Genomic DNA, 26,440 nt, shown 5'->3' with positions numbered 1-26,440 from the left:
CGGGGACGACGGCGCGGACGTCTCGCGGCCCGCGCGCGGTGGTGGCAGAGTGGGCGGAACGTCACCTTCCACCACCGTCCGCGTCGGACGACGAACCGAGGAGCGCGCATGACTCGTTCTCGCTCAGGGACCAGCACGGTCAAGGACACGATCGGCTCGCTGGACACCGACAAGATGAAGGACCAGGCGGCAGGCGCCGTCGCGACGGCACAGACCGCGGCCGGGCACCTGGCCGGGCAGGCCAAGGACGCCGCGGTCCACGCCAAGGAGTGGGGCACGCCCAAGGCGGAGGCGTTCCTCGAGTGGCTGCAGCCGCGCGTCGAGAAGGCGTGGCAGGACAGCATCCAGGCCGCCGCCCCGCGTGTCGAGAAGGCCGCGGACAAGGCCGGGCCCGCCATCGACACCGCCCACGACAAGCTCGTCGACGAGGTGCTGCCGAAGATCGTCGCGAGCTTCAACGAGGCCGCCCAGCGTGCGTCCGAGCACGCGGTCGGCGCCGCGGGTGCCACGGCCGCCGTCACCGCGGGCACGGTGGCCGCGGGCGGCAAGAAGGCGCACAAGCTGTCCAAGCAGGCGAAGAAGGCCTCCAAGGCCGCCGCCAAGAAGGCGCAGAAGGGCTCGGGCCGCGCCGGGAAGAAGGCGGGCAAGGCTGCCGACAAGGCCGCGCGGAAGCTCGCGGAGGCCGCGGACAAGGCGGCGAAGAAGGCCGCGAAGAAGGAGTCCTCCGGCGGCGGCAAGGCCGTGTGGTGGGTCGTCGGCGGCGTGACCGCCGCGGGCGTCGGCTACGTGCTGTACCGGCGCGCGCAGCCCCAGACCGACCCGTGGGCCGAGCCGTGGGAGCAGGAGCAGCAGCAGACCCGCTTCGACGACGTCGTCGGCGACGCGCGGCACGCGGTCGGGGACGCCGCCGAGCAGCTCGGCGAGGCGGCCGGATCGGCCGTCGCGCGCGGGCGCGAGGCCACCGACAAGCTCGCCGAGCGGGCCGCCGGTGTGCGCGACGACGTCTCCGGCCGCGTGAACGAGGCCGTGTCCGACGCCCGCGGCACGGCGAAGAAGGCCACCACCCGCTCCCGCAGCGGCGGCTCCGCGAAGAACGCCGCGGGGCAGGCCTCGGCCGTGCCGCAGGACGCCACCGAGACGTCGACCAGCGGGTCCGCCGACGACGCGGCGAAGCGCGCCGAGGAGTCGGGTGCCGCCGGCGAGCCGTCGGAGACGGGTACCGAGGGCTCGGGCGAGACCAAGCCCGGCGCGTGACGGTCCGGGCCGGCCGGCGCGTCCGGCCGGCCCGGCGGACGACGACGGCCCCGCACCGTTCGGTGCGGGGCGTCGTGCTGGTCCAGGACGTGGAGCCAGGGGGACTCGAACCCCCAACCCCCTGCTTGCAAAGCAGGTGCGCTACCAATTGCGCCATGGCCCCTGGAGCTCCGGCCGGGAGCCGGAGGTGCGAGCCGTGCGGCTCACTCGAAGGTGTCGGTGACCTCGGCCCACAGGTCGCGCTCGGCCGAGTCCTCGGAGTACTTGCGCCACACGAGGTATCCGGCGCCGGCGGCGAGGATCAGGACCACGAGCTTCTTCATCACGTTCCCCCTCGGTGGGTTCGACAGTGGGCCTAAGAGGACTTGAACCTCTGACCTCTTCCTTATCAGGGAAGCGCTCTAACCGTCTGAGCTATAGGCCCGTCCGCGCTCTGCGTAGCCGTTCCCTGCCTGGCCACGAGGGCCGCGGAGGGAGTCGTGCCGCACGCAGGCAGCGCTTGAGGTTACCCCACGCGGGCCCGCTCGCCCAAACCGGAGCGGGTCCCGCCACTGCCCGACGGCGCGGACGGCCACCGTGCGTCAGTCGTCGGTCAGCGTGAGGTGCACACCGCCCACGAGGGCGGCGACGATGTTGTACAGGAACGCCATGATCGTCGACAGCGCGGTGATGATCACGACGTTCACGACACCGAGCAGCGTCGCGAGCGACACGACGCGCCCGAACTCGACGAACTGCTTGATGTCGACGTCGCTCTCCTCGCCGGCGATCTGCGTGACGAAGTCCTGGACCTTGTCGAAGACCATCATCCCGTCGAGCACGTACCAGACCACGGCCGTGGCGACGACCGTCATGATGCCGATCGCGACCGCGAGGAGGAAGCCCAGCTTCATCGCCGACCACGGGTCGATGCGCGAGACCGACAGCCGCACGCGTCGCGGCCCGTCCCCACGGACGACCGGGGTCGCCCCCGTGGCCGTCGACACCGCCGGCGTCGAGCCGGTCAGCGCGCTCGCCGTACCGGTCACACCGGCCGCCGAGTAGTGCATCGAGGAGGTGTCGGGCGCGGGCCCGGCCTCGGTCTCCGCCGTCGTGGCCATTCCCGTCTCCGTCCGGTGGTCGAGGTCGTGCTCCGCGCGCTCCTGCGGCGCGGACGCCGAGACCTTCTTCGCCGCCGAGCGCGCCGCGGCGAGCGCGGCCGCGGCGGCCTTGACCGCACCGGCCCGGGCCACCGACACACGGCTCTCGCCCGACGCCGTCTCCATGCGGTCGTCCGGGTCCGACGTCGAGGCGTCCGCCCCGGCGGACAACGCCTGGTCCTGCTCGACCACGGGCGGCGGCGGGGGCGGCGGGGGAGCGGTCGCCGCACCCTGGCTGCGCCCGTTGCCCGACCCGCCGGCCGACCCGTCGCGCGCGGGGCGGGACGCCGTCCGCGTGCTCGTGTCGGGGCGCGGCACGGCGGACTCCGGCGTCACGCTCGGCGGTGCGTTCTTCTCGCTGCTCATCTGGTTTCCTCGGTGGTTCCGGGGGTCGTCTCGGTCCCACCGGCCTCCTCGGCCGTGGCGCTCTGGTCGGAGTCCGGGGCAGTGCTCGGCGTGCTCTCGTCGCCCACGGTATCCCGATCCTCAGCGAGACGACGTTCGACGTTCCGGGCGACCGCGATGATGCGGTCCCCCTTGTCCGGCTTCGCGAACGTCACCCCCTGGGTGTTGCGACCCGTGAGGTTCACCTCGCCGACGGCGGACCGGACGATCTTGCCCCGCTCCATGATGACGAGAACCTCGTCGTCGGCCTCCGTCACCAGAGCCCCCACGAGATCTCCACGCGCCTCCACGAGGTTCGCGACCTTGATGCCGAGGCCACCACGTCCCTGGACGCGGTACTCGTCCACGCGCGTGCGCTTCGCGAACCCTCCCTCGGTGACGACGAACAGGTCGGCACCGGGGCGGACGACGTCGGCCGCGAGCAGCTCGTCGTCCTCCCGGAACTTCATGCCCGTCACGCCCGACGTCGCGCGGCCCAGCGGACGGATCGACTCGTCGTTCGCCTGGAACCGGATCGACTGCCCCTTGCGCGAGACGAGGATGAGGTCGTCGTCACCGTCGACGAGGCGCGCCGAGACCAGCTCGTCCGGGATGCCGTGCTCGTCCTCGCGCAGGTTGATCGCGATGAGGCCGCCCGAGCGGGGGGAGTCGTACTCCGTCAGGCGCGTCTTCTTCACGAGCCCGCGGCGCGTGGCGAGCACCAGGTAGTCCGCGGCGTCGTAGTCGCGCAGGTCGAGCACCTGCGCGATCTTCTCGCCCGGCTGGAACGCCAGCAGGTTCGCCACGTGCTGACCCTTGGCGTCCCGGCCGCCCTCGGGCAGCTCGTACGCCTTCGCGCGGTACACGCGCCCGAGGTTGGTGAAGAACAGCAGCCAGTGGTGCGTCGTCGTGACGAAGAAGTGGTCGACGATGTCGTCCTCGCGCAGCTGCGCCCCGCGCACGCCCTTGCCGCCGCGCTTCTGGGCCCGGTAGCTGTCGCTGCGCGTGCGCTTGGCGTACCCGCCGCGCGTGATGGTGACGACCATCTCCTCCTCGGCGATGAGGTCCTCGACGGAGACCTCGCCGTCGAACGGCAGGATCGTCGTCCGGCGCTCGTCCCCGTAGCGGTCCACGACCTCGCGCAGCTCGTCGCCGACGATCCGGCGCTGGCGCTCCGGCTTCGCGAGGATGTCGCGGTAGTCGACGATCCGGCGCTCGAGCTCGTCGTGCTCGTCGATGATCCGCTGCCGCTCCAGGGCGGCCAGGCGACGCAGCTGCAGGTTGAGGATCGCGGTCGCCTGGACCTCGTCCACCCCGAGGAGCTCCATGAGGCCGGAGCGGGCGACCTCCACGTCGGGCGAGCGACGGATCAGCGCGATGACCTCGTCCAGCGCGTCGAGCGCCTTGAGGTACCCGCGCAGGATGTGGATGCTGCGCTCGGCCTCGGACAGCAGGTAGCGCGTGCGGCGCTGGATCACGTCGAGCTGGTGCGTCGTCCAGTGCCGGACGAACGCGTCGAGGGACAGCGTGCGCGGCACGCCGTCCACGAGCGCCAGCATGTTGGCGCCGAAGGAGTCCTGCAGCGGGGTGTGCTTGTACAGGTTGTTCAGCACGACCTTCGCGACCGCGTCGCGCTTGAGCACGACGACGAGGCGCTGGCCCGTGCGGCCCGACGTCTCGTCGCGGATGTCGGCGATGCCCTGGATGCGCCCTTCCTTGACCAGGTCGGCGATCTTCGCCGCGAGGCGGTCGGGGTTGACCTGGTAGGGCAGCTCGGTGACGACGAGGCAGATCCGGCCCTGGATCTCCTCGACGTTGACGACGGCGCGCATCGTGATCGACCCGCGTCCCGTCCGGTACGCCTCCTCGATCCCCTTGTGGCCGAGGATCGTCGCGCCCGTCGGGAAGTCGGGGCCCTTGACGCGCTGCAGGAGCGCCGCGAGCAGCTCCTCGCGCGACGCGTCCGGGTGCTCGAGGTGCCACTGCACGCCCGAGGCGACCTCGCGCAGGTTGTGCGGCGGGATGTTCGTCGCCATGCCGACGGCGATGCCCGCCGAGCCGTTGACCAGCAGGTTCGGGAACCGCGCCGGCAGCACGGCGGGCTCCTGCGTCCGGCCGTCGTAGTTGTCCTGGAAGTCGACCGTGTCCTTGTCGATGTCCCGGACCATCTCCATGGCCAGCGGGGCCATCCGGCACTCGGTGTACCGCGGTGCCGCGGCCGGGTCGTCGCCCGGGGAGCCGAAGTTGCCCTGCCCCGCGACGAGCGGGTAGCGCATCGACCAGTCCTGCACGAGGCGCACGAGCGCGTCGTAGATCGCGCTGTCGCCGTGCGGGTGGAACTTGCCCATGACGTCGCCGACGACGCGCGAGCACTTGGAGTACGCGCGGTCCGGCCGGTACCCGCCGTCGTACATCGCGTACAGCACGCGGCGGTGCACGGGCTTGAGGCCGTCGCGCACGTCGGGCAGCGCACGACCGACGATGACGCTCATCGCGTAGTCGAGGTACGACCGCTGCATCTCCAGCTGCAGGTCGACCTGCTCGATGCGCCCGTGGTGCACCGCGACGGCCGTCCCGTCGGCGTGCACGATCTCGTCGCTCGCGCCGTCGCCCGGCACGTCGGGCTCCGTCTCGGGGTTCTGCTCGTCGGTCACGGTCTACCTCGTTCGTTCGTCTCGTGCTCGCTGCTCGTGGTCGCCACCGCGTTCGGTGCGCCGTCGGTGCTCGGGCTGGCCGCGCCGTCAGGTCGGGCGCAGCCGCGCCAGGACGGGGTCGGAGGGGCGGCCGTGCCGGGTCGTGGCGGGTCTGGCGGGAGCGCCGCGAGGGACGAGCGGCGCGGATGGTAGACCCGGCACGGCCGCCCCGGAGCGCCCCGTCCCGGCGTCCCACCACCGACGCCCGGGGCGCGCCGGAGGGCGCGCGGGTCAGATGTCAAGGAACCGCACGTCCTTGGCGTTGCGCTGGATGAAGCTGCGGCGCGACTCGACGTCCTCGCCCATGAGGACGGAGAAGATCTCGTCCGCGGCGGCGGCGTCGTCGAGCGTCACCTGGTTGAGCGTGCGGTGCTCGGGGTCCATCGTCGTGTCCCAGAGCTCGGAGTAGTCCATCTCGCCGAGGCCCTTGTAGCGCTGGATGCCGTTGTCCTTGGGGATCCGCTTGCCCGCCGCCTGGCCCGCCGCGAGGAAGGCGTCGCGCTCCCGGTCGGAGTAGACGTAGTCGTGCGGCGCGTTGGACCACTTGAGGCGGTAGAGCGGCGGCTGCGCGAGGTACACGTGCCCGTTCTCGATGAGCGGCCGCATGTAGCGGAACAGGAGCGTGAGCAGGAGCGTCGAGATGTGCTGGCCGTCGACGTCGCGTCGGCCATGAGCACGATCTTGTGGTACCGGAGCTTGGCGAGCTCGAAGTCCTCGCCGATGCCGGTGCCGAACGCGGTGATGATCGCCTGGACCTCGGCGTTCGACAGGGCGCGGTCGAGGCGTGCGCGCTCGACGTTGAGGATCTTGCCGCGCAGCGGCAGGATCGCCTGGGTGTGCGGGTTGCGCCCGCGCACCGCGGAACCGCCCGCCGAGTCGCCCTCGACGATGAAGATCTCGCACTCGTCGGGACGGTTGGACTGGCAGTCCTTGAGCTTGCCGGGCATGCCGCCGGACTCGAGCAGCCCCTTGCGCCGCGTGGCCTCGCGGGCCTTGCGGGCGGCGATGCGGGCCTGCGACGCCTGGATCGCCTTGCGGATGACGTCGCGGCCCTCCGTGGGGTGCGAGTCGAACCAGTCGACGAGGCGCTCGTTGACCACGCGCTGGACGAAGGTCTTGGCCTCGGTGTTGCCGAGCTTCGTCTTGGTCTGGCCCTCGAACTGCGGCTCGCCGAGCTTGACGGAGACGACGGCGGTGAGCCCTCGCGGATGTCGTCGCCCGTGAGGTTGTCGTCCTTCTCCTTGAGGATGCCCTTGTCGCGGGCGTAGCGGTTGACGAGGGACGTCATGGCCGCGCGGAAGCCCTCCTCGTGCGTGCCGCCCTCGGTGGTGGAGATGGTGTTGGCGTAGGTGTGCACCGACTCGGAGTACGCGCTCGTCCACTGCAGCGCGATCTCGACGGAGATCTTGCGCTCGGTGTCCTCCGACTCGAAGTCGATGACGTCCGGGTGGACCAGCTCGACCTTCTTCGCCGAGTTGAGGTGCTTGACGTAGTCGACGAGACCACCGTCGTACTTGTACGTCACGGTGCGCGCCTTCGGTGCGGTCGCCGCCGCGTCGTCGTCCGTGCCGTCGGGGACCTCCGCGACGTCGTCGGCCGTGGCGGCGGTGGCGCCGTCCCCGCCCGTGACCTCGTCGCCCGTGTCGAGGTGGGCGGGGCGCTCGTCCGTCAGGGTGATCCTCAGGCCCTTGTTGAGGAAGGCCATCTGCTGGAAGCGCGCGCGGAGCGTCTCGAAGTCGAAGTCGGTCGTCTCGAAGATCGCCGGGTCGGCCCAGAACGTCTGCGACGTCCCCGTCTCGGACGTCGCGTCGCCCCGCTCGAGCCCGCCGACGGGCTTGCCGCCGTCGGCGAACTCCTGCCGCCACGCGTAGCCGTCACGCCGCACCTCGGTGACGACGCGCGTCGACAGCGCGTTGACGACGGAGATGCCCACGCCGTGGAGGCGCCGGACACGGCGTAGCCGCCGCCGCCGAACTTCCCGCCCGCGTGGAGGATCGTCATGACGACCTCGACGGTCGGCTTGCCCTCCGTCGGGTGCATCGCCACGGGGATGCCGCGACCGTTGTCGACGACTCGTACACCGCCGTCGGCGAGGAGTGTCACGTCGATGGTGTCGGCGTGGCCGGCGAGCGCCTCGTCCACCGAGTTGTCCACAACCTCGTACACAAGGTGGTGGAGCCCTCGCTCGCCCGTCGATCCGATGTACATGCCCGGACGCTTGCGGACCGCCTCGAGCCCCTCGAGGACGGTGATGTTGCTGGCGTCGTAGCCACCGCCCGCAGGGGGTGTGCCGTCGGCCGCGGCCGCGATGGGGGACTGGGCGGTGTCGATGTGGTCTGCCACGGGCAGGACTGCTCCTCGTCGTCGTGCACCCGACGGCTGCCGCTGCAGGCGCGGGCCCGGATCCGGCCGGGTTCCGCCCCGGATCCGGCCGTTCCTCCCGCGCAGGACGGTCGTCGACGGCTCATAGGTTCCGGGCCTGCACCGTCGAGGACGCAGGTCTCCCGGGAACCCGAGGAGCGTGGCCGGCCGGTGGCCGGTCGCGCGGGGCGCGAGAGCTGCGGGAAGGGCGGTGGCACGACCCGGAATGACCGTCCCAGTCTACCTGCCGAGAGCCCGGAACCGCGGATCTGCGCGTCCCTGAGGACGGCCGGTCGTCCGCGCGCCGAGGAGTTGCGCGGACTTCTCCACACCGTTGTCCACAGGGTTGTCCACGGCGTGCTGATGCGATATAAGTCCGCTTTCGGCGCTCCGGATATACCTTGGCCGGGTATCGGAATTTCGCGACGATGATGGTTGGATGGCCCGGTCAATCACTTTTCAGCCGGCTGTCAGGGGGCAGCGGCCGGCCCATGCCTCGAAGGGACACCTCCCCCGTGAAGAGACTTCTCGCGGGCGCCGCGACCACAGCGCTCGCACTGGGCGCCGCACTGGTCGCGACCGCCGCGCCGGCTTCCGCGCACACCCCCGTCGTCGACGCCGACTGCTCCTCGGTGGACGTCGCGCTCTGGGCCTACGCGGAGCGGGGCAGGGCCAACGAGGTCACCGTCACGGTCGACGGCGAGGTCGTGGAGAAGGAGCGGTTCGGCCGCGACTTCCGGACGTCCGTGGACCTCGACCCGACGACCGACCACGAGTGGGAGGTCGAGGTCGAGGCGGCGGACGACCCCCGGTGGGACTGGAGCGACGAGGGCACCACCACCGCGTGCCCGAGCGGCGAGGACCTCGGGCAGGTGGGCGTGTACGTCTACCCGAAGCTCGACGCCGAGAAGGCCGCCGCCTGGGAGAACTCCGGCCCGCAGGAGCTCGTCACGGGCCACGACACCGCGGTCCCGGCGGACCCGTGGGCGCTGACCTGGACGGTCGAGCCGCTCGATCTCGACGCCGTCCGCGACGTCGTCGGCGAGGACGTGACGGACGAGGCCCTGTGCACCGCGTGGGGCGTGCAGCAGGACCTCATCCGGCTCCCCTCCCGCGAGTACGACCTCCCGACCGACATCGAGTACTCGGCGGACGGCAACCACACCGGCGACTTCCCCGCCGGCAGCCTCGTCGCCTGGGACCACCAGGACCTCTCGGAGCTGCTCCCCGCGGGCACCTGCGGGCCCGGGTTCGCGCCCGGGCGCCCGATCGCCGCGCCGCCCGCGCCGGTGGTCGAGGCCGCGCCGGTGGCGCCCGCCGCCGCGGCGGTCTGCGGCGCCGGGATCCAGGACGTCGTGCTGCCCGAGGACACCACGCTGATCCGCTACACCGCGACCGAGGAGGGCGTCGTCGCCGAGGCCGCGGACGGCGTCACGCTCGCCGACGTGCCGGACGGCTACGTCGTCGAGGAGGACGGCAGCCGCGCCGTCCTCCCGGCCGAGGCGGTCCTGCCCGCCGCCGAGGACTGCGCGCTGGTGCCCGGCGAGATCGCGGCCGTGTGCGAGGCCGACGTCCCGTACCTGGGCTACGAGGTCACCCTGCCCGAGGGCGTCGAGGCCGACGGCGACACCCCGCTGACGATCACGTTCCTCCACCCGCGCGGCGGCGAGGACCACGTGGTGACGGACCAGCCGCTCGGCGGTCGCGTGCTGTGGCCCGGCGCGTCGGCGAGCGAGCCGAAGCAGTGGCCGGGCTACGTGCGCAACGAGGACGGCTCCTACACGCAGACCGAGGGGAACTACGCGTGGACGCGTGAGGGCGTGCAGGTGCGGTTCGAGGTGAACCCGTCGTACTCGACCGTCGTGGACTACCCGCCGGCGTCGAGCGAGTGCGCCAACCCGCCGGTCGAGCCGATCGCCGCGGAGGACGTCACGCTGGTGAGCGACGACGAGGGCTCGCAGCTCGCCTCGACCGGTGCGACCGTCGCCGGTGCGGCGGCGTTCGCCGTCCTGCTCGTGGGCGGCGGCGCGCTCGTCCTCTGGCTGCGCCGACGCGTCCAGGCCTGACGACGTCCCCGGGACGTCGACGCCGACACCCGGGACAGAGGGGCCCGTCACGGACGTCCGTGACGGGCCCCTCGTCCTCGCGCCGGTCCCGGTCAGCCGTGCGCGCGGTGCGTCCCGGCCTCAGCCCCAGGTGTCGCGCGGCCCACGGCCACGCACCGCCCGCTTGCCGCGGCGGAAGCTGGGCCCGGCAGGACCGAGCACCGTCACGGTCTCGACGACGCCCTCGCCGACCTCCTGCGCGAGCCGCTCCAGGAGCCGGGGCGCGAGCAGCTGCACCTGCGTGGCCCACGCGGTCGAGTCGGCGCGCACGACGAGGACCTTGTCCTCGAACGTCTCGGGCTCGCAGTGGTCCGCGACCTGGTCGCCGACGACCTCGCGCCAGCGGCCGACGACGCCGCCGACCGAGACGTCGGCCACCCAGTCCCGTTCACGCAGCAGGTGGGCGAGCACGTCCCCCAGCAGCTGCGGGTCCCGGCCTCCCGGGCGCGCCCCGGACGCCGGCGGGTCCGCCAGCACACGCCGGCGGGGCTCCTGGCCGGGACGCAGTCCCTTGGCGCGCGCCGCCGCCTTCGCACGGTTCAGCGCCTGCCGCGCGACCTCGGCGGGCGGGGTCAGCTCGACGACGTCCCCGACGGGCAGCCCCGTCGAGCGCGGCTCGTCGTCCCGGCGAGCCCCGTCCTCGTGCGGCCCCGCGTCGCGCCCGGGGCGGCGCGGTCCTCGGCCGGCGTCCTCGTCGTCGGGTCGACGTCCCCGTCGTCAGTCGGCACGGGTCACGACCCGCCCTGCACCGCGAACCGGGCGCCGTCGAGCAGTGCCGGGACGTCCTCGGCCACGGCAGCGGTGATGATGACCTGGCCGGCGTCCGCGACGAGCTCCGCGAGACGGTCGCGGCGGCGCGCGTCGAGCTCGGCGAAGACGTCGTCGAGCACGAGGATCGGCTCGCCGTCCGGCCCCACTGGTCCGCCCACAGCAGCGACTCGAGGCCCGCGGGGGCCCCGTCCTTGAGGAGCCGGTACGACGCGAGGCGCAGCGCGAGCGCGAAGGACCACGACTCCCCGTGGCTCGCGTAGCCCTTCGCGGGCAGCCCGCCGAGCGTGAGCACCAGGTCGTCCCGGTGGGGCCCGACGAGGGTGACGGCGCGCTCGACCTCCTTCGCACGGACAGCCCGCAGCGCGCCGAGCATGCGCTTCTCGAGCGTCGCCACGTCCGGGATGCCGGGCGCCGCCGGACCGTCCGAGGCCTCGTCACCGCTGGCCTCCTCGGCCGCGGCGTCCTCGCCGAGCGCCTCGTCGACGGACGACCGGTACGCGACGCGGGCGTCGCCCTGGCCCGAGCTGACCTGCTCGTAGGCGTGCGCCACGTAGGGGGTGAGGGCCGCGACGAGCTGGAGACGCAGCGCGGTGATCTCGGCGCCGAGGGCGGCCAGGCGCGCGTCCCACACGTCCAGCGTGGCGAGCGCGGCCTCCGTGCCGCCGTCCTCCCCGGCGCCCGGGGCGTCGTCGGCCGCAGGAGGCGGGGCGGCGCTGCGTGCGCGCCCACGGCCCCGGCCGCGCAGCGCGGAGGCCGACTTGAGCAGCGCACCACGCTGCTTGAGCACCCGGTCGTAGTCCGCGACGAGCGCGGCGACCCGGGGCACGAGGAGGACGGCGAGCTGGTCGAGGAAGCGCCTGCGTCCGTCGGGGTCACCCTTGACGAGGGCGAGGTCCTCGGGGGCGAACAGGACGGTGCGCACGATCCCGAGGACGTCGCGCGGCCTCGACGCGGGGGAGCGGTTGATGCGTGCCCGGTTCGCCTTGCCGGGGTTGAGCTCGAGCTCCACTGTGCTGGCCCGGTCCCCGCGGACGACGCGCGTGCGCACGACGGCGCGGGGCGCGCCGGCCCGGACCAGCGCGACGTCGCCCGCGACCCGGTGGCTCGAGAGCGTCGCGACGTATCCGACGGCCTCGACGAGGTTCGTCTTGCCCTGCCCGTTCGGGCCCACGAGCGCGTTGACGCCCGGCACGAGCTCGACGTCGACCGTCTCGTACGAGCGGAAGTCGACGAGGGACAGGTGGGAGACGTACATGGGTGCCCGGTGGTGCGTCGGGGACAGGTCCGTGGGTGGGTCGGCGGTCAGGCGGGCGGCTCGAGCGGACCGGCGCCGGGCGACGTCGGGCCGGCTGCCTTGACCGCGTGGCCACCGAACTGCTGGCGCAGCGCCGCGACCGCCTTCATCGCCGGGGACTGCTCCTGACGGGAGGCGAAGCGGGCGAAGAGCGCCGCGGAGATGACCGGCAGCGGGACGGCGTTGTCGATCGCCTCGTCGACGGTCCACCGGCCCTCGCCCGAGTCGTCGACCCAGTCGTCGATCTGCGCGAGGCGCGGGTCCTCCTCGAGCGCGCGCACGAAGAGGTCGAGCAGCCACGAGCGCACGACGGTGCCGCGCGTCCACGCCTTCATGGTGCCGTGCACGTCCGTGACGACGTCCTTCGCGGCGAGCAGCTCGTACCCCTCGGCGTAGGCCTGCATGAGCCCGTACTCGATGCCGTTGTGGACCATCTTGGCGAAGTGCCCCGCGCCGACCTCGCCCGCGTGCACGAAGCCTCCTCGCGCGGGCCCTCGGGCCGCAGCGCGTCGAAGACCGGCATGGCGGCCTCGACGAGCTCCCTCGCGCCGCCGACCATGAGCCCGTACCCGTTGTCCAGCCCCCACACGCCGCCCGAGACACCGCAGTCGAGGTAGCCGACGCCCTTCTCCGCGAGCTCGGTGGCGCGCGCCTGGTCCTCCTGGTAGTGGGAGTTGCCGCCCTCGATGACGACGTCGCCCTCGCCGAGGAGCCCGCCGAGCTCGGTGACGACGCCGCGGGTCGGCTCGCCCGCGGGGACCATCACCCACACGATCCGCGGCTCGTCCTCGGGCAGCGCGGCGACGAGGTCGGCGAGGGACGCGACGTCCGACACCTCGGGACGCGGGTCGTACCCCGTGACCTCGATGCCCGCGGCGCGGATGCGCTCGCGCATGTTGTTGCCCATCTTGCCGAGACCGACGAGTCCGATGCGGGTGACCATGAGACGTCCTCCGGGTGCGAGAGTGCGGTGCCGTGGTGTCCGGGACGGTGCCAGGGGCGGTCCGACGGCGGTGCGGTCCTCGCGGGTGCGCCGGCGCCGGTGACCCGGTCAGCCGGCGAAGCGGATCGGGACGAGCAGGTAGCGGTAGGTGGACGAGTCCTCGCCGTCCAGGGACTCCTGACCCGTGAACTCGACGGGCTTGTTCGGGTGCGTGAAGCTCAGCCGGACGAAGTCGGTGCCGAGGGCCCCGAGCCCGTCGAGGAGGAACTGGGGGTTGAAGGCGACCGAGATCTCCTCGCCGACCAGGACCGCCTCGAGGGCCTCGGACGCCTGCGCGTCGTCGCCCTGGCCGGCGTCGAGGACGACCTGCCCGTCGCTGAACGACAGCCGGATCGGCGTGTTGCGCTCCGCCACGAGCGAGACGCGCTTGGCGGCGTCGATGAGCGCGGCGGTGGGTACGACGGCGTGGATCGGCGTCTCGTCCGGGAAGAGCCGGCGGACGGCGGGGTAGTCGCCGTCGACGAGCTGGGACGTGGTGTGGCGGCCGCCCGCCTCGAACCCGATGAGGTCGACGCCGGAGCCGGTGCTGAGGCCCACGTTGACGAGGCCCGAGCCGCCCAGGGACTTCGCCACGTCGTTGAGCGTGCGCGCGCGCACGAGCGCGACGGCGGAGTAGCTGGGCGTGACGGGCGTCCAGGTGAGCTCGCGCAGGGCGAGGCGGTACCGGTCGGTCGCGAGGAGCGTGATGCGCTCGCCCTCGATCTCGACGCGCACGCCCGTCAGGAGGGGGAGGGTGTCGTCCCGGCTCGCGGCGACGGTCACCTGGGCGACCGCGTGCGTGAGCTCGTCGCCGGACACGGTGCCCGTGAGCTCCGGCATGGACGGCAGTGCGGGGTACTCCTCGACCGGCATCGTGAGCAGCGTGAACCGGCTCGCGCCGCACGTGACGATGACCTTGTTCCCCTCGAGCGCGACGTCGACCGGCTTCGCGGGCAGCGCTCGGGAGATCTCGGCCAGGAGGCGGCCGGAGACGAGGACCGTGCCCGGGTCGCTCACCTCGGCAGGGATCTCGGACCGCGCGGAGACCTCGTAGTCGAAGCTCGACAGACCGATCGTCCCCGACGCGTCCGCCTCGAGCCGGACGCCGGCGAGGACGGGGGCCGGGGGCCGCGTCGGCAGGGTCCGCGCCGTCCAGGTCACCGCGTCGGCCAGGACATCACGCTCAACCCGGAACTTCATCCCACACCCTCTCGTCCCATCGTCCAGGATCGGACTCGATCTTCACATGTCCGGGACGTCCGTGCCCGCTCGTGCCTGCCCGTGTCGTGCCGTCTCACCCGCGCCGCGACCCGCGCGAGCGGGGAGTGCACGGGTGCGAGCCGGGCACGCACTCCGGAGGTCGAGGCAGCGGCCACGCTGCGCGTCCTGTCGTGCATGCACCCTACGCGAGGAGGAGGTCCGGAGGAACCGGCTGTCCCCGTGGCCGGCACGCGTCCTGAGGGCAGGATGCCGCTCGGTCGGCCGGAGCCTGATGAAGGCGTGTGGATTTCCCCTCTAGAGAACTCCTTCGTCATCGTCATCGGTGTTGTGCACTCCGGGGATATCGGACGTCGGCGCAGGTCAGGGCTCGTTTTTCGATGTGGACGGCGTGGTGGGGAGCATGTGGGAAAGTCGCACGCCCTGTGGGCAGCCCTCTCGTCCCCACACGGTGTCCACCGACGGCAGGGCTCGTGTCCACACGAGAACGCCCGTCGTCCACAGTTATCCACAGCAACGTGCACAGGTGTGTACATGCGGTCACCTCACCGTTGTCCCATGGCGTCAGCGTCCACACACGGGTGGTGGACAAGTACGAGTGTCGCCTCGCTCGCAGGCGTTCGGTCGCCGGTGGCGGTGCCGCGCGGGGGCGTCATGCTGCGGTTCGGGTTGCCCACAACGACCCTGTGGATGCTGTGGACAACTCGGCGCACAGGATGTGAACGGCCGCGTGCCGGGCACGGCCGGAGCACGTGCGGCCCGGAGCAGGAGGCGCGCGACGGGGCGCACGACGTGGTGCTCGACGGGCGCACGACGAAGCCCGGCACGCACGCGTGCCGGGCCGGCCATCCTGCGGGGAGGTGAGATCGTCAGCCGCGGTGCTGCTGCTTGATGCGGCTCGTGAGCTCCGTGACCTGGTTGTACGTCGAGCGGCGCTCGGCCATCTGCTCGGTGATCTTGCGGTTCGCGTGCATGACCGTCGTGTGGTCCCGGCCGCCGAACTGCTGGCCGATCTTCGGGAGCGAGAGGTCCGTGAGCTCGCGGCACAGGTACATGGCGATCTGCCGCGCGGTGACGAGCACGCGGGAGCGAGATCCGCCGCAGAGGTCCTCGATGGTGAGCCCGAAGTAGGCGGCGGTCTGCGCGATGATCGCCGCCGGCGTGATCTCCGCCGAGTCCTCGTCGGTGATGAGGTCCTTGAGGACGATCTCCGCGAGGGGCAGGTCGACCTGCTGGCGGTTGAGGTTGGCGAACGCCGTGACGCGGATCAGCGCACCCTCGAGCTCGCGGATGTTGGTCGAGATCCGCGACCCGATGTACGACAGCACGTCGTCCGGCGCGTTGAGCCGTTCGCTGCTGGCCTTCTTGCGGAGGATGGCGATACGGGTCTCGAGGTCCGGCGGCTGCACGTCCGTGATGAGCCCCCACTCGAAGCGGGAGCGCAGCCGGTCCTCGAAGCCGTTGAGCTGCTTCGGCGGCAGGTCGGACGTGATGACGACCTGCTTGTTCGCGTTGTGCAGGGCGTTGAACGTGTGGAAGAACTCCTCCATCGTCTGCTCCTTGCCCTGCAGGAACTGGATGTCGTCGATGAGGAGCACGTCGACGTCGCGGTACCGGCGCTGGAACGCACCGGCCTTGCCCTCGCCGATGGAATTGATGAAGTCGTTCGTGAACTCCTCGGAGTTCACGTAGCGCACGCGCACGTTCGGGTAGAGGTTGTGCGCGTAGTGGCCGATCGCGTGCAGCAGGTGCGTCTTGCCGAGCCCGGAGTCGCCGTAGATGAACAGCGGGTTGTACGCCTTCGCCGGAGCCTCGGCGACCGCGACGGCCGCGGCGTGGGCGAACCGGTTGGACGATCCGATGACGAACGTCTCGAAGACGTACTTGGGGTTCAGCCGGCTCGGCTCCGCCTGCGGCCGGGGCGGTGGCGGTGGCGGCAGGTCCGGGAGGTCGTCGTCCGGGTCGACGTAGGGCCGTTCGACGGCGGGTCGCGAGGCGGGCGCCGAGACGGGCTCGGAGCTGAGCTCCGGGTCGACCGTGATGCCGAAGCGCACGTCACGGCCGAGGCAGGAGGACATGGCGGTGACGAGCTCGTCACGGACGCGCGTCTCGAGGTACGTGCGGGTCTGCTCGTGGGGGACCGCGATGAACACCGTGTCGTCGAGGATGGCGAGCGGCTTGGCGAGGCGGATGAACGCGATCTGCCGCGGGGTGATGTCCGGGCTCGCCTCGAGGATGCTCAGCGTCTGTGCCCAGACGTCGCCGATGTTCTCGTCCGGGTTCGGCACGGGTGGGGTCCTCACGGGGTCGCGGGCGTGCGTCGCCCCGTGGGTCGCTCAGGTCGGCGCGCAGGTCGGCGCGGCGTGCGGCACGGTTCGACGTGATGTCTCGGGATGAGACGGTGCTCGCACGATCGTGCCACGGATCGACTCGTCCACATAGTTGTCCACAGCCTGTGCGCAGCTAGCGCGAACTCGGCCTGCGGTCAAGGACGAAGAGGTGATCCGCACCACCCGTCGCGCGGTGAGCCGCGCCGGCACGAGGAGCGCCCGGGCCGGGTTTGACCGAGCAGGACCGGGCAGCGTAACGTCAGACAGCCGTTCCAGGCGCTCTTGGCGCGCCCACACGGGGGACATCGCCACGATGTCCTCGTGCGAGCACCAGCGTGCGAGACGAGCGCCGGACACCACGGTCGCCGTGGAGCCGATGCCCGGGCGGCCGGGCGGGAGACCGCCTGTGCAGCAGTACCGAACCACCGGCAGGGTCCACCGGAGCCTGTCACTGCATCGTCGAGGACACAGACGGTGTTCCTCCCCGACGTTCTTGGAGTACCTCGTGAGCAAGCGGACCTTCCAGCCGAACACCCGGCGCCGTGCGAAGACCCACGGCTTCCGGCTGCGCATGCGCACCCGCGCCGGCCGCGCCATCCTGGCTGCCCGCCGCCGCAAGGGCCGCACCGAGCTCTCTGCCTGATCGCACGTGCTTCCCGCGGCGCACCGACTGCGCCGTTCCGTGGATTTCGAGCGGGCGGTGCGCCGGGGCGCGCGCGCCGGCAGGTCGACCGTGGTGGTCCATCTCGCTGAGGACGATGCTCAGCGGGACGGGGTGCCACAGGTCGGCTTTGTCGTATCCAAGGCTGTGGGTAACGCTGTGCACAGGAACCTCGTGAAGCGCCGGCTGCGTGCGGCGACCGCGCCCCGGCTGAGCAGTCTCCCCGCCAACGGGCGAGTCGTGGTCCGCGCACTCCCGGCCTCGGCCGACGCGACGTACGACGAGCTGAGCCGCGACCTCGAGCGCGGACTGGAGCGCGCCGTCGTGCGGTGGAACCAGCGTCGGGACGGCTCCACATGAGCACGCACTCTCCCGCCGGCACGACGGTCCGCGACCGACCGCCGTCGTCGACGCGCACGCTCGCGCACCCCGACGTGCCACCTCACGTGGTCGGCGGGCACGCCCGTCGGGCGCTTGACGTCATCCGCCGGCTCCCGGCGCTGACGCTGATCGGCATGCTGCGCGCCTACCAGGCGGTCATCTCCCCGATGACCGGGCCCACGTGCAAGTACTACCCGTCCTGCTCCCACTACGCCCTGACGGCCGTGCAGCGGCACGGTGCGCTGCGGGGGACCGGCCTCGCGCTCTGGAGACTGCTCCGGTGCAACCCCTGGAGCCTCGGCGGCGTCGACGACGTCCCGCCGGCACGAGACGCCCACACGCACCAGTCCTGAGCCCGGTCACGGGCGAATCGCGAGCTTTGGCAGAAGGTTAGGGAGCAGTCACCGATGGACTTCTTCGCGTTCCTCTACCCCATCGAGTGGGTCGTGGCGTGGATCATGTATCTGTGCCACCAGGGCCTCACGTTGCTGGGGTTCTCCGACGGTCCGGGGACGGCATGGGTCCTGTCGATCGTCGGCCTCGTCATCATCATCCGCATCCTGCTCATCCCGCTCTTCTTCAAGCAGATCAAGGCTTCGCGCGGGATGCAGCTGCTGCAGCCGGAGATGCAGGCGATCCAGAAGAAGTACAAGGGGAAGACCGATCCCGCGTCCCGCGAGGCCATGAGCCGCGAGACGATGGACCTCTACCGCAAGCACGGGACGAACCCGTTCGCGTCGTGCCTGCCGATCCTGCTCCAGTCGCCGATCTTCTTCGCGCTGTTCCGGGTGCTGAACGGACTGGTCCCGATCTCCCAGGGGGACAGCGATCCGATCGGCCCGATCGACGCCTCCGTCGCGAGCGACATCGAGAGCTCGACCGTCTTCGGCGCTCAGCTCTCGGACATCTTCCTGCGCACCGACGACCTCCAGTCGCGGATCGTCATCGCCGTCCTCATCATCGCGATGAGCGCCACGACGTTCTTCACGCAGCGCCAGCTCACGATGAAGAACATGCCCAAGGCCGCGCTCGAGGGCCCGATGGCGCAGACGCAGAAGATGATGCTGTACCTGTTCCCGTTCATCTTCGCGGTGTCCGGCGTGAACTTCCCCGTCGGCGTCCTGGTCTACTGGACGACGACGAACCTGTGGTCGATGGGCCAGCAGTTCTACACCATCCGACGCATGCCGGCCCCCGGCTCCGAGGCGGAACGACAGCTCAAGGAGCGTCAGGCGCGGAAGAAGGCGGCCAAGGGGATCGTCGACGAGCCCACGACGCCGGTGATCGAGCAGCCTCGGGGGCAGCGTCAGCAGCCCAAGCGCAAGGACCGCCAGCGCGGCCAGCGCCCCCAGGAGGGGAGCGCCCCGGGTGCTGCGGTGAACCGGCAGAGCAAGCCCGTCGAGGACGCACCGGTGGAGGACGAGCCGACCGACGCGCCGCCCTCCGGCACGTCGAAGAAGCCGAAGAAGAAGCCGTAGCCGTCGCGTCTGCGCGTCCCGTCGCCGTGAGGAGCACATGAATGCCGTCCACCGAGATCCCCCTGCCTGACGAGACCGAGTCCGTCGGGACGTCCACCGGTCGTCTCGAGGAGGAAGGCGAGATCGCCGCCGACTACCTCGAGGAGCTGCTCGACATCGCCGACCTCGACGGCGACATCGACATCGACGTGGAGCACGACCGTGCTGCGGTCGAGATCGTCGCTGACGAGCAGAGCTCTCTCGACGCGCTCGTCGGGGAGGACGGCGAGGTCCTGGAGGCTCTGCAGGAGCTGACGCGTCTTGCCGTGCAGGCACGCACGGGCGAGCGGAGCCGGCTCATGCTCGACGTCGCAGGTTTTCGCGCTCGACGTCGTCGTGAGCTCACCACGCTGGCGGAGGAGTCGATCGCCCGCGCTCGTTCCGAGGGCGCGACGGTGTCTCTCGAACCGCTCAACGCGTTCGAGCGCAAGGTCGTGCACGACGTCGTCGCGGCGGCCGGCATGAGGAGCGACTCGGAGGGCGTCGAACCGCACCGCTACGTGGTGATCCACCCGGACAACTGATCCAGCGTCACGGGGTCGACGATCCTGCGCCCCGCGTTCCACGTGAAACGTCACCTGGGGCGCGGGGCGTCGTCATGCGTGCCGGAAACACTCGATCGGTGATCCGACTGCCTCGGGTCGCGCGCATGTCCGGCGTGTTCACCCCGAGCAGCGCGCGTGACGTGGGGCGCTCTCGCGCCGTGACACGATAGGCGGGCTTCGACCTGAGGAAGGACCCACGATGAGTTCGGGAACCGAGAGCACGGCCTCGACCAGCGAGTCGCTCGATCGACAAGCCGTGCGTACCTATTTCGGTGAGGCGTATCCAGCAGTGGAGAGCTTCGCTGCCCGGCTGCGCGACGAGGGTGAGGTCCGGGGCCTCATCGGTCCCAGGGAGCTCGACCGCATCTGGGACCGGCACATCCTCAACTCGGCAGCGGTGGTCCCGTTCCTGCCCGAGTCCGGTCTGATCGCCGATGTCGGCTCGGGTGCGGGTCTGCCCGGTGTCGTCGTCGCGGCGATGCGGCCGCGGGCGACGGTCTACCTGATCGAGCCGATGGAGCGACGGTGCGCCTGGCTCGCCGAGATCGTGGCCGATCTGGGCCTGACCAACGTGGAGATCAAGCGTGGGCGCGCCGAGGAGTACCACGACGCCTTCGAGTGCGACATCGTGACATCGCGTGCCGTCGCGGCTCTGGACAAGCTCGCGCGCATCTCGCTCCCGCTGCTGCGCCCGGGCGGGGAGATGATCGTCCTCAAGGGCAGGAACGTGTCCAAGGAGATCGACCCGGCTCGCAAGGTGCTCCGCCGCCTCAAGGGTTCGCAGCCGGAAGTTATCGACGCATCGACGGTTCCCGGTGTGGAGAGCACCACGGTCGTGCGGATCGTACGGCAGACTGGAGCACGCTGATCGCGGACGCCGCGGACTCGCGCGGTATCCGTACCCGAGCGAGCGGGGCATCGTGGCATGACTCGTGGAGTCGCGGAGTCGGAGAGGGAGAAGCGCGTGACGGAAAGTACCCATGAGGGTGGCGGGGAAGCCACGCGCTGGGAAGGGATGACGGTGAGTCCCAGCGGCTCCCACACTGACGACGACCGTCGGGCGGCGCTGATGGCGAGCCTTCCCGAGACGGACGAGTCCACGCCCCTCGCCGCGCAGCTCGCCATCGACGCACGTCGCCGCATCGACCTCCAGGGACGCCGGTTCTCCCGGCCGCAGTCCACGCGCATCATCACGGTCGCGAACCAGAAGGGTGGCGTGGGCAAGACCACCACGACGGTCAACCTCGCCGCCGGTCTCGCGCTCTCCGGCCTCAACGTGCTCGTCATCGACAACGACCCGCAGGGGAACGCGTCGACCGCCCTCGGGGTGGAGCACCGCGCGGGCACTCCGTCGGTGTACGACGTGCTGGTCGAGGGCGACCCTCTGAGCAGCGCCGTCCAGCAGTGCCCGGAGATCCCGACCCTCTGGTGTGTCCCGGCCACGATCGACCTGTCAGGTGCGGAGATCGAGCTCGTCTCGATGGTTTCACGTGAAACGCGACTGCGCCGCGCCCTCGACGACTACCTCGACGAGCGCGTACGGGAGGGTCAACCCCCGATCGACTATGTCCTCGTCGACTGCCCTCCGAGCCTGGGGCTGCTGACGATCAATGCCTTCGTGGTCGGGCGTGAGGTGCTCATCCCGATCCAGTGCGAGTACTACGCGCTCGAGGGTCTCAGCCAGCTCCTCAAGACGATCGAGCTCATCCGTGCTCACCTCAACCCCGGCCTGCACGTCTCGACGATCCTGCTGACGATGTACGACGGCCGCACCAATCTCGCGCAGCAGGTCGCCGCTGAGGTGCGTGAGCACTTTCCCGAGCAGACGCTGCGCACGACCGTTCCGCGTTCGGTGCGAATCTCCGAGGCGCCGAGCCACGGCCAGACGGTCATGACGTACGACGGTGGGTCCACCGGAGCGCTGGCGTACCTGGAAGCGGCACGGGAGCTCACCGAGCAGGGTGCCTACGGCACGGCGCCCGTCGCCGTACTGTCGCCACCCGAGCAGCCGGACGACGAGCCCGAAGCGGCCCGCGAGGATTCGGCCACGCATAGGGATCACGAGTTGGCCGGATCCATCGGAGGATCGGTCGTCCACCTGGAGGAACAGCGATGAGCGAGAAGAGGCGTGGCCTCGGGCGTGGCCTGGGTGCCTTGATTCCGACGAGCTCGGAGGGCACCCGGCCGGTCGACGTCTTCTTCCCGAGCGCGCCGAGGACGGACACGGACGCGCCGACCGAGACGTCGCCGGCAACCGAGTCGGGCACGGCGTCGGGCGAGATCATGCCCGTCGGCACGGCGGTCGTCACGCTCGAGGCGGGCAGCGGGCCGGCGGATGTCGACGCGATCGCTGCACTGTCCGAGGCTGACATCGCGACGCTCGAGTCGATCTCCTCGACCGCGCCCGCGGATGTCCAGGGCGGAGCATCGGAGGAGTCGTCGACGGCTGTCGCGGTGCCCGCAGCGGCGGAGACTCGGCAGCCTGATGACGAGGGTGTTTCACGTGAAACAGCCACTTCCGAGCAGGGAAAGGGTGCGGGACAGCGCGACATGTCCGCGTCGGGCGCATCCGGCGTCGATGACTGGGCAGGAGGGGCCGCGGACGACCTGGTCCCGGTTCCTGGTGCGCGATTCGCCGAGATCCCGGTCACCGCGATCCGTCCGAACCCGCGCCAGCCGCGGTCCGTGTTCGACGAGGGAGAGCTGGACGAGCTGGTCGGCTCCATTCGTGAGATCGGCGTCCTGCAGCCCGTGGTCGTCCGGCCCGTCAGCGGTGACGACGCATCGTACGAGCTCATCATGGGGGAGCGGCGCTGGCGCGCGACGCAGGCGGCGGGGCTGGCAGCGATTCCCGCGATCATCCGCGAGACGGACGACGGGGACCTCCTGCGCGACGCGCTGCTGGAGAACTTGCACCGGAGCGCGCTGAACCCGCTCGAAGAGGCGGCAGCGTATCGGCAGCTGTTGGACGACTTCGGTTGCACGCACGAGGAGCTGGCGGAACGCATCTCGCGCAGCCGGCCCCAAATCTCGAATACTCTGCGCTTGCTGCGCCTTCCGCCGCTCGTCCAGCGGCGGGTCGCGGCTGGTGTGCTCTCGGCCGGCCACGCGCGAGCGCTGCTGGGTCTGACGGACGGGGCGGAGATCGAGCGGCTCGCGCAGCGCATCGTCGCCGAAGGGCTGTCCGTGCGAGCGACAGAAGAGATCGTCGCGATGGGCGGGCTCGACGAGGAACGGCGCCAGGCACGGACGCCCCGCGCGGGTCAACGGTCCGAGGCACTCGACGGCCTCGCGACTCGCCTGTCGGACCGCTTCGAGACGCGTGTGAAGGTGGATCTCGGCAAGAACAAGGGCCGTCTGACCGTCGAGTTCGCGTCGGTGGAAGACCTGAATCGGATCCTCGACCTCATGGCGCCGGACGATCCCGGGCTGCTGCGCGCGTGACGATCGGCGTACCGGGGTCGCCCATCGCGGGCTGAACTTGCAGGAGGGCTCGGACGGCCAAGGCGTCCGAGCCCTTCTGTCGTCGTCGGTCCCTTGATGCGCGATGGCGACGTTCCGCGGCGCATCCGTGCCGCAGCGCGACGCGTCAGCCGCGATTCCCAGCTGTCGAGGTGTGCTTGCCGCGAGTCCGTCCTCGCGCTCGGCCACGCCGTGGCGACGCAGCCGCCGTTCAGACAAGGGCCACCGACGCCGCCGTCCCGCCAGCGGCGCCCCCTGCATGCCGCCAGGAGACGAAGTTTGCGCGAATGGCGGATAGATCGGAGTGGTGACGATTCGCCGTGGGCGTGGGCGTGGGCGTGGGCGTGGGCGTGGGCGTGGGCCGTGGCACGAGCGCGGCCGTGGGCGTGAGCGCGGCGGTGGGGGTCGCCGCGGGGGTGGGCGTGCAGATCAGTGCGCGTGAATCCGGGCGTCAGAGCTGTGTTCACCGCGAACGCGCTCGACAGGGCGGGCGACGGGCACAAGGTGTCCGTCGGAGCCAACCACGCGTGCGCGCGAGCGTGAAGCGCGGACGCTGGCGGACGACGAAAGCGCGACGTACTGAGACGTGCGACTGGGCCCTGGACGTCCGGGCGCGGGGGCGGCGCGCGCTGGGCATCGCAGGGACCGGCCTGCGGGGAGAATTGGGAAGCGGCGAGCAAGGCATGGTGGCGACAGATTCTGTCGGCGCCACGAGCGCGAAGTCGCCGCTCTGACATGAGTCGTCGACGCGCCCCGGTCGCCCTCAGCGCATTGACACAGAACTGAAGCGGCCACCGCAGCCGATTCCCCTGGCGGGAACGAGTCGGTTCATTGGTCGCGGGCCCCAGGTATGGAACGGCGTGCGCGGTTGCCGGCGTCGCAGAACTGGACATCACCGAGGTCGCGGCGCCGCTCATGGCGGAGGTCGAGGGTGTCCGTCGCAGGATCGTGTCCACCACAGGATCCGCGGCATGCGGTCCGTGACGGTCCGGCGTTGCGCCCGCTGTTACGGCGCAGGGCGGGGAGCGTCTGTGCCGATGCCGTTTCACGTGAAACGCCGGGGCTGTTTCACGTGAAACGTGATCGAGCATCATCGTCTCTTGAAGGGGCGTGGGCGTGGTTCATTCCTCGGTCTGAACCGCCCCGGGTTCAGTGGAGGCTCGGTTCTCTGGTTTCCAGCTTCGTCGACGTTGTGATCTGACGGTAGTAGGTGGCCTCGTGCTCGGCCGGTGGGATGTCGCCGAGCTCGGTGTGCAGGCGTCGGTTGTTGAACCAGTCGACCCACTCCAGGGTCGCGATCTCGACGTCGTCCAGCGTGCGCCAGGGACCGCGGAGACGGATGAGTTCGGTGTTGAACAGCCCGATCGTGGACTCCGCGAGGGCGTTGTCATAGGCGTCGGCGACGGTCCCGATCGACGCACGCATCCCCAAGGCCGCGAGGCGCTCGGTCAGCGCCAGCGAGACGTACTGAGACCCGGCGTCGCTGTGGTGGATCAGTCCGGTCAGATCCGTGACGCCTGTCCGCCCGCGGGTCCACGCGGCCATCTCGAGGGTGTCGGTGACCAAGTCGGCGCGCATGTTCGTGTCAGCCTTCCAGCCCACGATCATCCGGGAGAACACGTCGATGACGAACGCGACGTAGGCGAACCCGGACCAGGTGCGCACGTAGGTGAAGTCCGCGACCCACAGCTGGTTCGGCGCGTCCGCGCGGAACGCCCGGTTCACCAGGTCCCCGGCGCGGATGCCGTCCTTGCCAGGGATCGTGGTGCGCTTGGTGCGCCCGCGAACCACGCCGCGCAGGTCAGCCGCACGCATCAGGCGTTCGACGGTGCAGCGTCCGACCGGGTGCCCGAGCCGGTGCAGGTGCCGCCACATCTTCCGGGCGCCGTAGACGCCGTAGTTTGCGGCGTGCTCGACCCGGATCACCTCGGTCAGCTGCGCGTCGCTGACGGCACGAGCCGAGGGCGAGCGGGCCTTGGTGGCGTAGTACGTGCTCGGGGCGATCTGCAGCTGGCGACAGATCGGCTCGACCCCGAACTCGGCACGGTGGGCGTCGATGAACGCCACTACCTGGGCGACGGGCGGTCGAGCTCCGCCGCGAAGAAAGCCGACGCGCTGCGCAAGATCGCGTTCGCACGCCGAAGCTCCCGGTTCTCACGCTCCAGTTCCGCCAGCCTCTGCGCGTCGCTCGTCGTGGTCCCGGGACGCTCGCCCGCGTCGGTCTCGGCCTGGTTGACCCATCCGCGCAGCGTCTCGGGGTTGATCCCGAGCTGCTCACCGATCCGCCGGCACGCCGCGGGACGACTCACAGGATCCCTCTTCGCGTCCAACACGAGCCGGACGGCGCGCTCACGCAACTCGTCTGGGTACTTCCTCGGTGCAGCCATGACCCTCATCCTCCGTCGGTTGAGAGCCTCCATGGAACCCGGGGCGATTCAGTCGACAGCCCGGCGCTGGACTTCCGTGGCGAGCTGCGGTGCTGACGAAGGCGACACTCCTACGGGAGCACAGCGATCCGCAGTGACCTGCCGTGCACGGACCGAGACCGCCACGGTCAGTGCGAACGATGAGGATGGCATCGAACAGAGCTGCGACGCGATCGTCCATGGCGGTACCCAGCGGTCCGACCACGACAGGCAGCCCGAGCGGGTGAACGCGAACGGCTGACAGAGAGCTCGGCGATGTCGCCGACATGGTCACAACGGATGTCAAGAGTGGCGGGCCGGAGAGCACCGGCTCCGCGTGAACAGATGTGGGCAATTGGTCCGCATGGATGTGGTCGCGTGGGGCCAGCACGCGCGGGACGGCACTGATCCCGAGGATTGACGGCGCCACCGTCGGGACGGCGCCGGTGACGTGGTGCCGTGCTCCTCGAGTGCTGTCTGTGGCGGGACGGCCCGTGGAGGGGAGCGGCCGATGGAAGGGAGCGGCCGGTGGAGCGGAGCGGCCGGTGGAGCAGAGCGGGCAGTGGGGGGATCGGTCGCCGGCGGGGTGTGGCCAGCGGAGGCGATCTCGGAGGTAGGTCGAACGACGTGATCTGAGAGGTCGCGCAACGCGCGGAGTCGTCGCTACGGCGACGCGACGCCAGAGGGAGCGGGCTCGAGGCGGGGACGGGACGCCAGCGTGGTGCGACACGGCCGGACGGACGGACGACCTGCTGAGCGCACGAGACACTTGCGGGTCTCCTTGCGCCGGGAGTTGACTTGTGCTCGGGCAGGGACTGCTGCCGGATCCGTTGACACGGGGTTAGTGGTGATCATGCCGCAAGCGCGGCGTTCTGGGCGGTGAAGGCGAGCTCGTACTCGACGGGGGTGAGCTTGCCGAGGGCTCGCTGGCGTCGACG

Annotated in this window: 17 protein-coding genes, 2 tRNA genes, 3 pseudogenes and 1 other annotated feature; of the genes and pseudogenes, 10 read left to right on the top strand and 12 right to left on the bottom strand. The window is 71.1% G+C overall.

All coding sequences use genetic code 11. The features are described from left to right. The first annotated feature begins 108 nt into the window (after positions 1–108). Entirely contained in the window at positions 109–1,254 is a 1,146-nt protein-coding gene (locus BJF88_RS02890) for a hypothetical protein (protein ID WP_075827689.1), read from the top strand. A gap of 90 nt (positions 1,255–1,344) precedes the next feature. On the opposite strand, the gene BJF88_RS02885 is transcribed toward BJF88_RS02890, so the two are convergent. The 6 genes and pseudogenes from BJF88_RS02885 to BJF88_RS02865 all read right to left on the bottom strand — a co-directional run bounded on the left by BJF88_RS02885 (position 1,345) and on the right by BJF88_RS02865 (position 7,678). Continuing rightward, positions 1,345–1,417, bottom strand: a tRNA-Ala gene (locus BJF88_RS02885). A gap of 40 nt (positions 1,418–1,457) precedes the next feature. Continuing rightward, on the bottom strand, positions 1,458–1,577 hold the full coding sequence (locus tag BJF88_RS20175) for a DLW-39 family protein (protein ID WP_222843916.1): 120 nt from the start codon (positions 1,575–1,577) through the stop codon (positions 1,458–1,460). A gap of 27 nt (positions 1,578–1,604) precedes the next feature. After that, positions 1,605–1,678, bottom strand: a tRNA-Ile gene (locus BJF88_RS02880). Positions 1,679–1,835: 157 nt separating this feature from the next. Continuing rightward, positions 1,836–2,759 (bottom strand): DUF3566 domain-containing protein, encoded by a 924-nt coding sequence (locus tag BJF88_RS18830; protein ID WP_139315886.1) that lies wholly within the window; start codon positions 2,757–2,759, stop codon positions 1,836–1,838. Further along, the gene (gene gyrA / locus BJF88_RS02870; RefSeq protein ID WP_075827727.1) at positions 2,756–5,395 is read right to left on the bottom strand and encodes a DNA gyrase subunit A; all 2,640 of its coding nucleotides are present in this window, start codon (positions 5,393–5,395) and stop codon (positions 2,756–2,758) included. Before gyrA ends, BJF88_RS18830 begins: the two co-directional genes overlap by 4 nt. 306 nt (positions 5,396–5,701) lie before the next feature. Continuing rightward, positions 5,702–7,678: pseudogene (locus BJF88_RS02865) on the bottom strand (DNA topoisomerase subunit B). A gap of 668 nt (positions 7,679–8,346) precedes the next feature. On the opposite strand from BJF88_RS02865, the gene BJF88_RS19425 reads away from it, so the two are divergent. Further along, positions 8,347–9,897: a hypothetical protein gene (locus BJF88_RS19425; protein ID WP_075827688.1), complete on the top strand. Its 1,551-nt coding sequence runs from the start codon at positions 8,347–8,349 to the stop codon at positions 9,895–9,897. A gap of 120 nt (positions 9,898–10,017) precedes the next feature. On the opposite strand, the gene BJF88_RS21040 is transcribed toward BJF88_RS19425, so the two are convergent. From BJF88_RS21040 to dnaA, 5 genes and pseudogenes are all read right to left on the bottom strand, one after another. Then, on the bottom strand, positions 10,018–10,347 hold the full coding sequence (locus BJF88_RS21040; RefSeq protein WP_255371709.1) for a DUF721 domain-containing protein: 330 nt from the start codon (positions 10,345–10,347) through the stop codon (positions 10,018–10,020). A 320-nt stretch (positions 10,348–10,667) separates the two neighbouring features. Beyond that, positions 10,668–11,962, bottom strand: a pseudogene (gene recF, locus BJF88_RS02850) (DNA replication/repair protein RecF). Positions 11,963–12,009: 47 nt separating this feature from the next. Further along, positions 12,010–12,944: pseudogene (gene gnd, locus BJF88_RS02845) on the bottom strand (phosphogluconate dehydrogenase (NAD(+)-dependent, decarboxylating)). Between the two features lie 108 nt (positions 12,945–13,052). Then, a complete protein-coding gene (gene dnaN / locus BJF88_RS02840) occupies positions 13,053–14,183 on the bottom strand; it encodes a DNA polymerase III subunit beta (RefSeq protein ID WP_075827686.1) in 1,131 nt (376 codons plus the stop codon). An 887-nt stretch (positions 14,184–15,070) separates the two neighbouring features. After that, on the bottom strand, positions 15,071–16,489 hold the full coding sequence (gene dnaA / locus BJF88_RS02835; protein ID WP_075827685.1) for a chromosomal replication initiator protein DnaA: 1,419 nt from the start codon (positions 16,487–16,489) through the stop codon (positions 15,071–15,073). 547 nt (positions 16,490–17,036) lie between these two features. Here dnaA and rpmH point away from each other — a divergent pair. From rpmH to BJF88_RS02795, 8 genes are all read left to right on the top strand, one after another. Next, a complete protein-coding gene (gene rpmH, locus BJF88_RS02830; protein ID WP_012880118.1) occupies positions 17,037–17,174 on the top strand; it encodes a 50S ribosomal protein L34 in 138 nt (45 codons plus the stop codon). Between the two features lie 6 nt (positions 17,175–17,180). Next, positions 17,181–17,552, top strand: a complete 372-nt coding sequence (gene rnpA, locus BJF88_RS02825) for a ribonuclease P protein component (RefSeq protein ID WP_075827683.1) — start codon at positions 17,181–17,183, stop codon at positions 17,550–17,552. A 155-nt stretch (positions 17,553–17,707) separates the two neighbouring features. Then, on the top strand, positions 17,708–17,926 hold the full coding sequence (gene yidD, locus BJF88_RS21035; protein WP_253181908.1) for a membrane protein insertion efficiency factor YidD: 219 nt from the start codon (positions 17,708–17,710) through the stop codon (positions 17,924–17,926). A 54-nt stretch (positions 17,927–17,980) separates the two neighbouring features. Next, positions 17,981–19,051: a membrane protein insertase YidC gene (yidC, locus tag BJF88_RS02815; RefSeq protein WP_075827682.1), complete on the top strand. Its 1,071-nt coding sequence runs from the start codon at positions 17,981–17,983 to the stop codon at positions 19,049–19,051. A 41-nt stretch (positions 19,052–19,092) separates the two neighbouring features. Then, complete coding sequence (locus tag BJF88_RS02810; RefSeq protein ID WP_075827681.1) at positions 19,093–19,614, top strand: R3H domain-containing nucleic acid-binding protein; 522 nt, start codon at positions 19,093–19,095, stop codon at positions 19,612–19,614. A 220-nt stretch (positions 19,615–19,834) separates the two neighbouring features. Next, the gene (rsmG, locus tag BJF88_RS02805; RefSeq protein WP_075827680.1) at positions 19,835–20,503 is read left to right on the top strand and encodes a 16S rRNA (guanine(527)-N(7))-methyltransferase RsmG; all 669 of its coding nucleotides are present in this window, start codon (positions 19,835–19,837) and stop codon (positions 20,501–20,503) included. Between the two features lie 201 nt (positions 20,504–20,704). Then, complete coding sequence (locus BJF88_RS02800; protein WP_139315883.1) at positions 20,705–21,751, top strand: ParA family protein; 1,047 nt, start codon at positions 20,705–20,707, stop codon at positions 21,749–21,751. Further along, complete coding sequence (locus tag BJF88_RS02795; protein WP_075827679.1) at positions 21,748–23,079, top strand: ParB/RepB/Spo0J family partition protein; 1,332 nt, start codon at positions 21,748–21,750, stop codon at positions 23,077–23,079. The genes BJF88_RS02800 and BJF88_RS02795 overlap by 4 nt, the downstream gene beginning before the upstream one ends. 1,167 nt (positions 23,080–24,246) lie before the next feature. Here BJF88_RS02795 and BJF88_RS02790 read toward each other — a convergent pair. Beyond that, positions 24,247–25,484, bottom strand: a protein-coding gene (locus BJF88_RS02790; RefSeq protein ID WP_255371700.1) for an IS3 family transposase whose coding sequence is annotated in 2 segments (ribosomal slippage) — positions 24,247–25,205 and positions 25,205–25,484 — 1,239 coding nt in all. Because the reading frame shifts where the segments join, the coding sequence is not laid out codon by codon here. Next, positions 25,093–25,206, bottom strand: a sequence feature (AL1L pseudoknot). Its footprint overlaps the gene before it by 114 nt. Positions 25,485–26,440: the final 956 nt, after the last annotated feature.

It is taken from the genome of Cellulosimicrobium sp. CUA-896 (assembly GCF_001942335.1).
Classification (GTDB): Bacteria; Actinomycetota; Actinomycetes; order Actinomycetales; family Cellulomonadaceae; genus Cellulosimicrobium.
The sequence above is the reverse complement of the archived record's forward strand: the minus strand, read 5'-3'. Positions and strand labels throughout refer to the sequence as shown.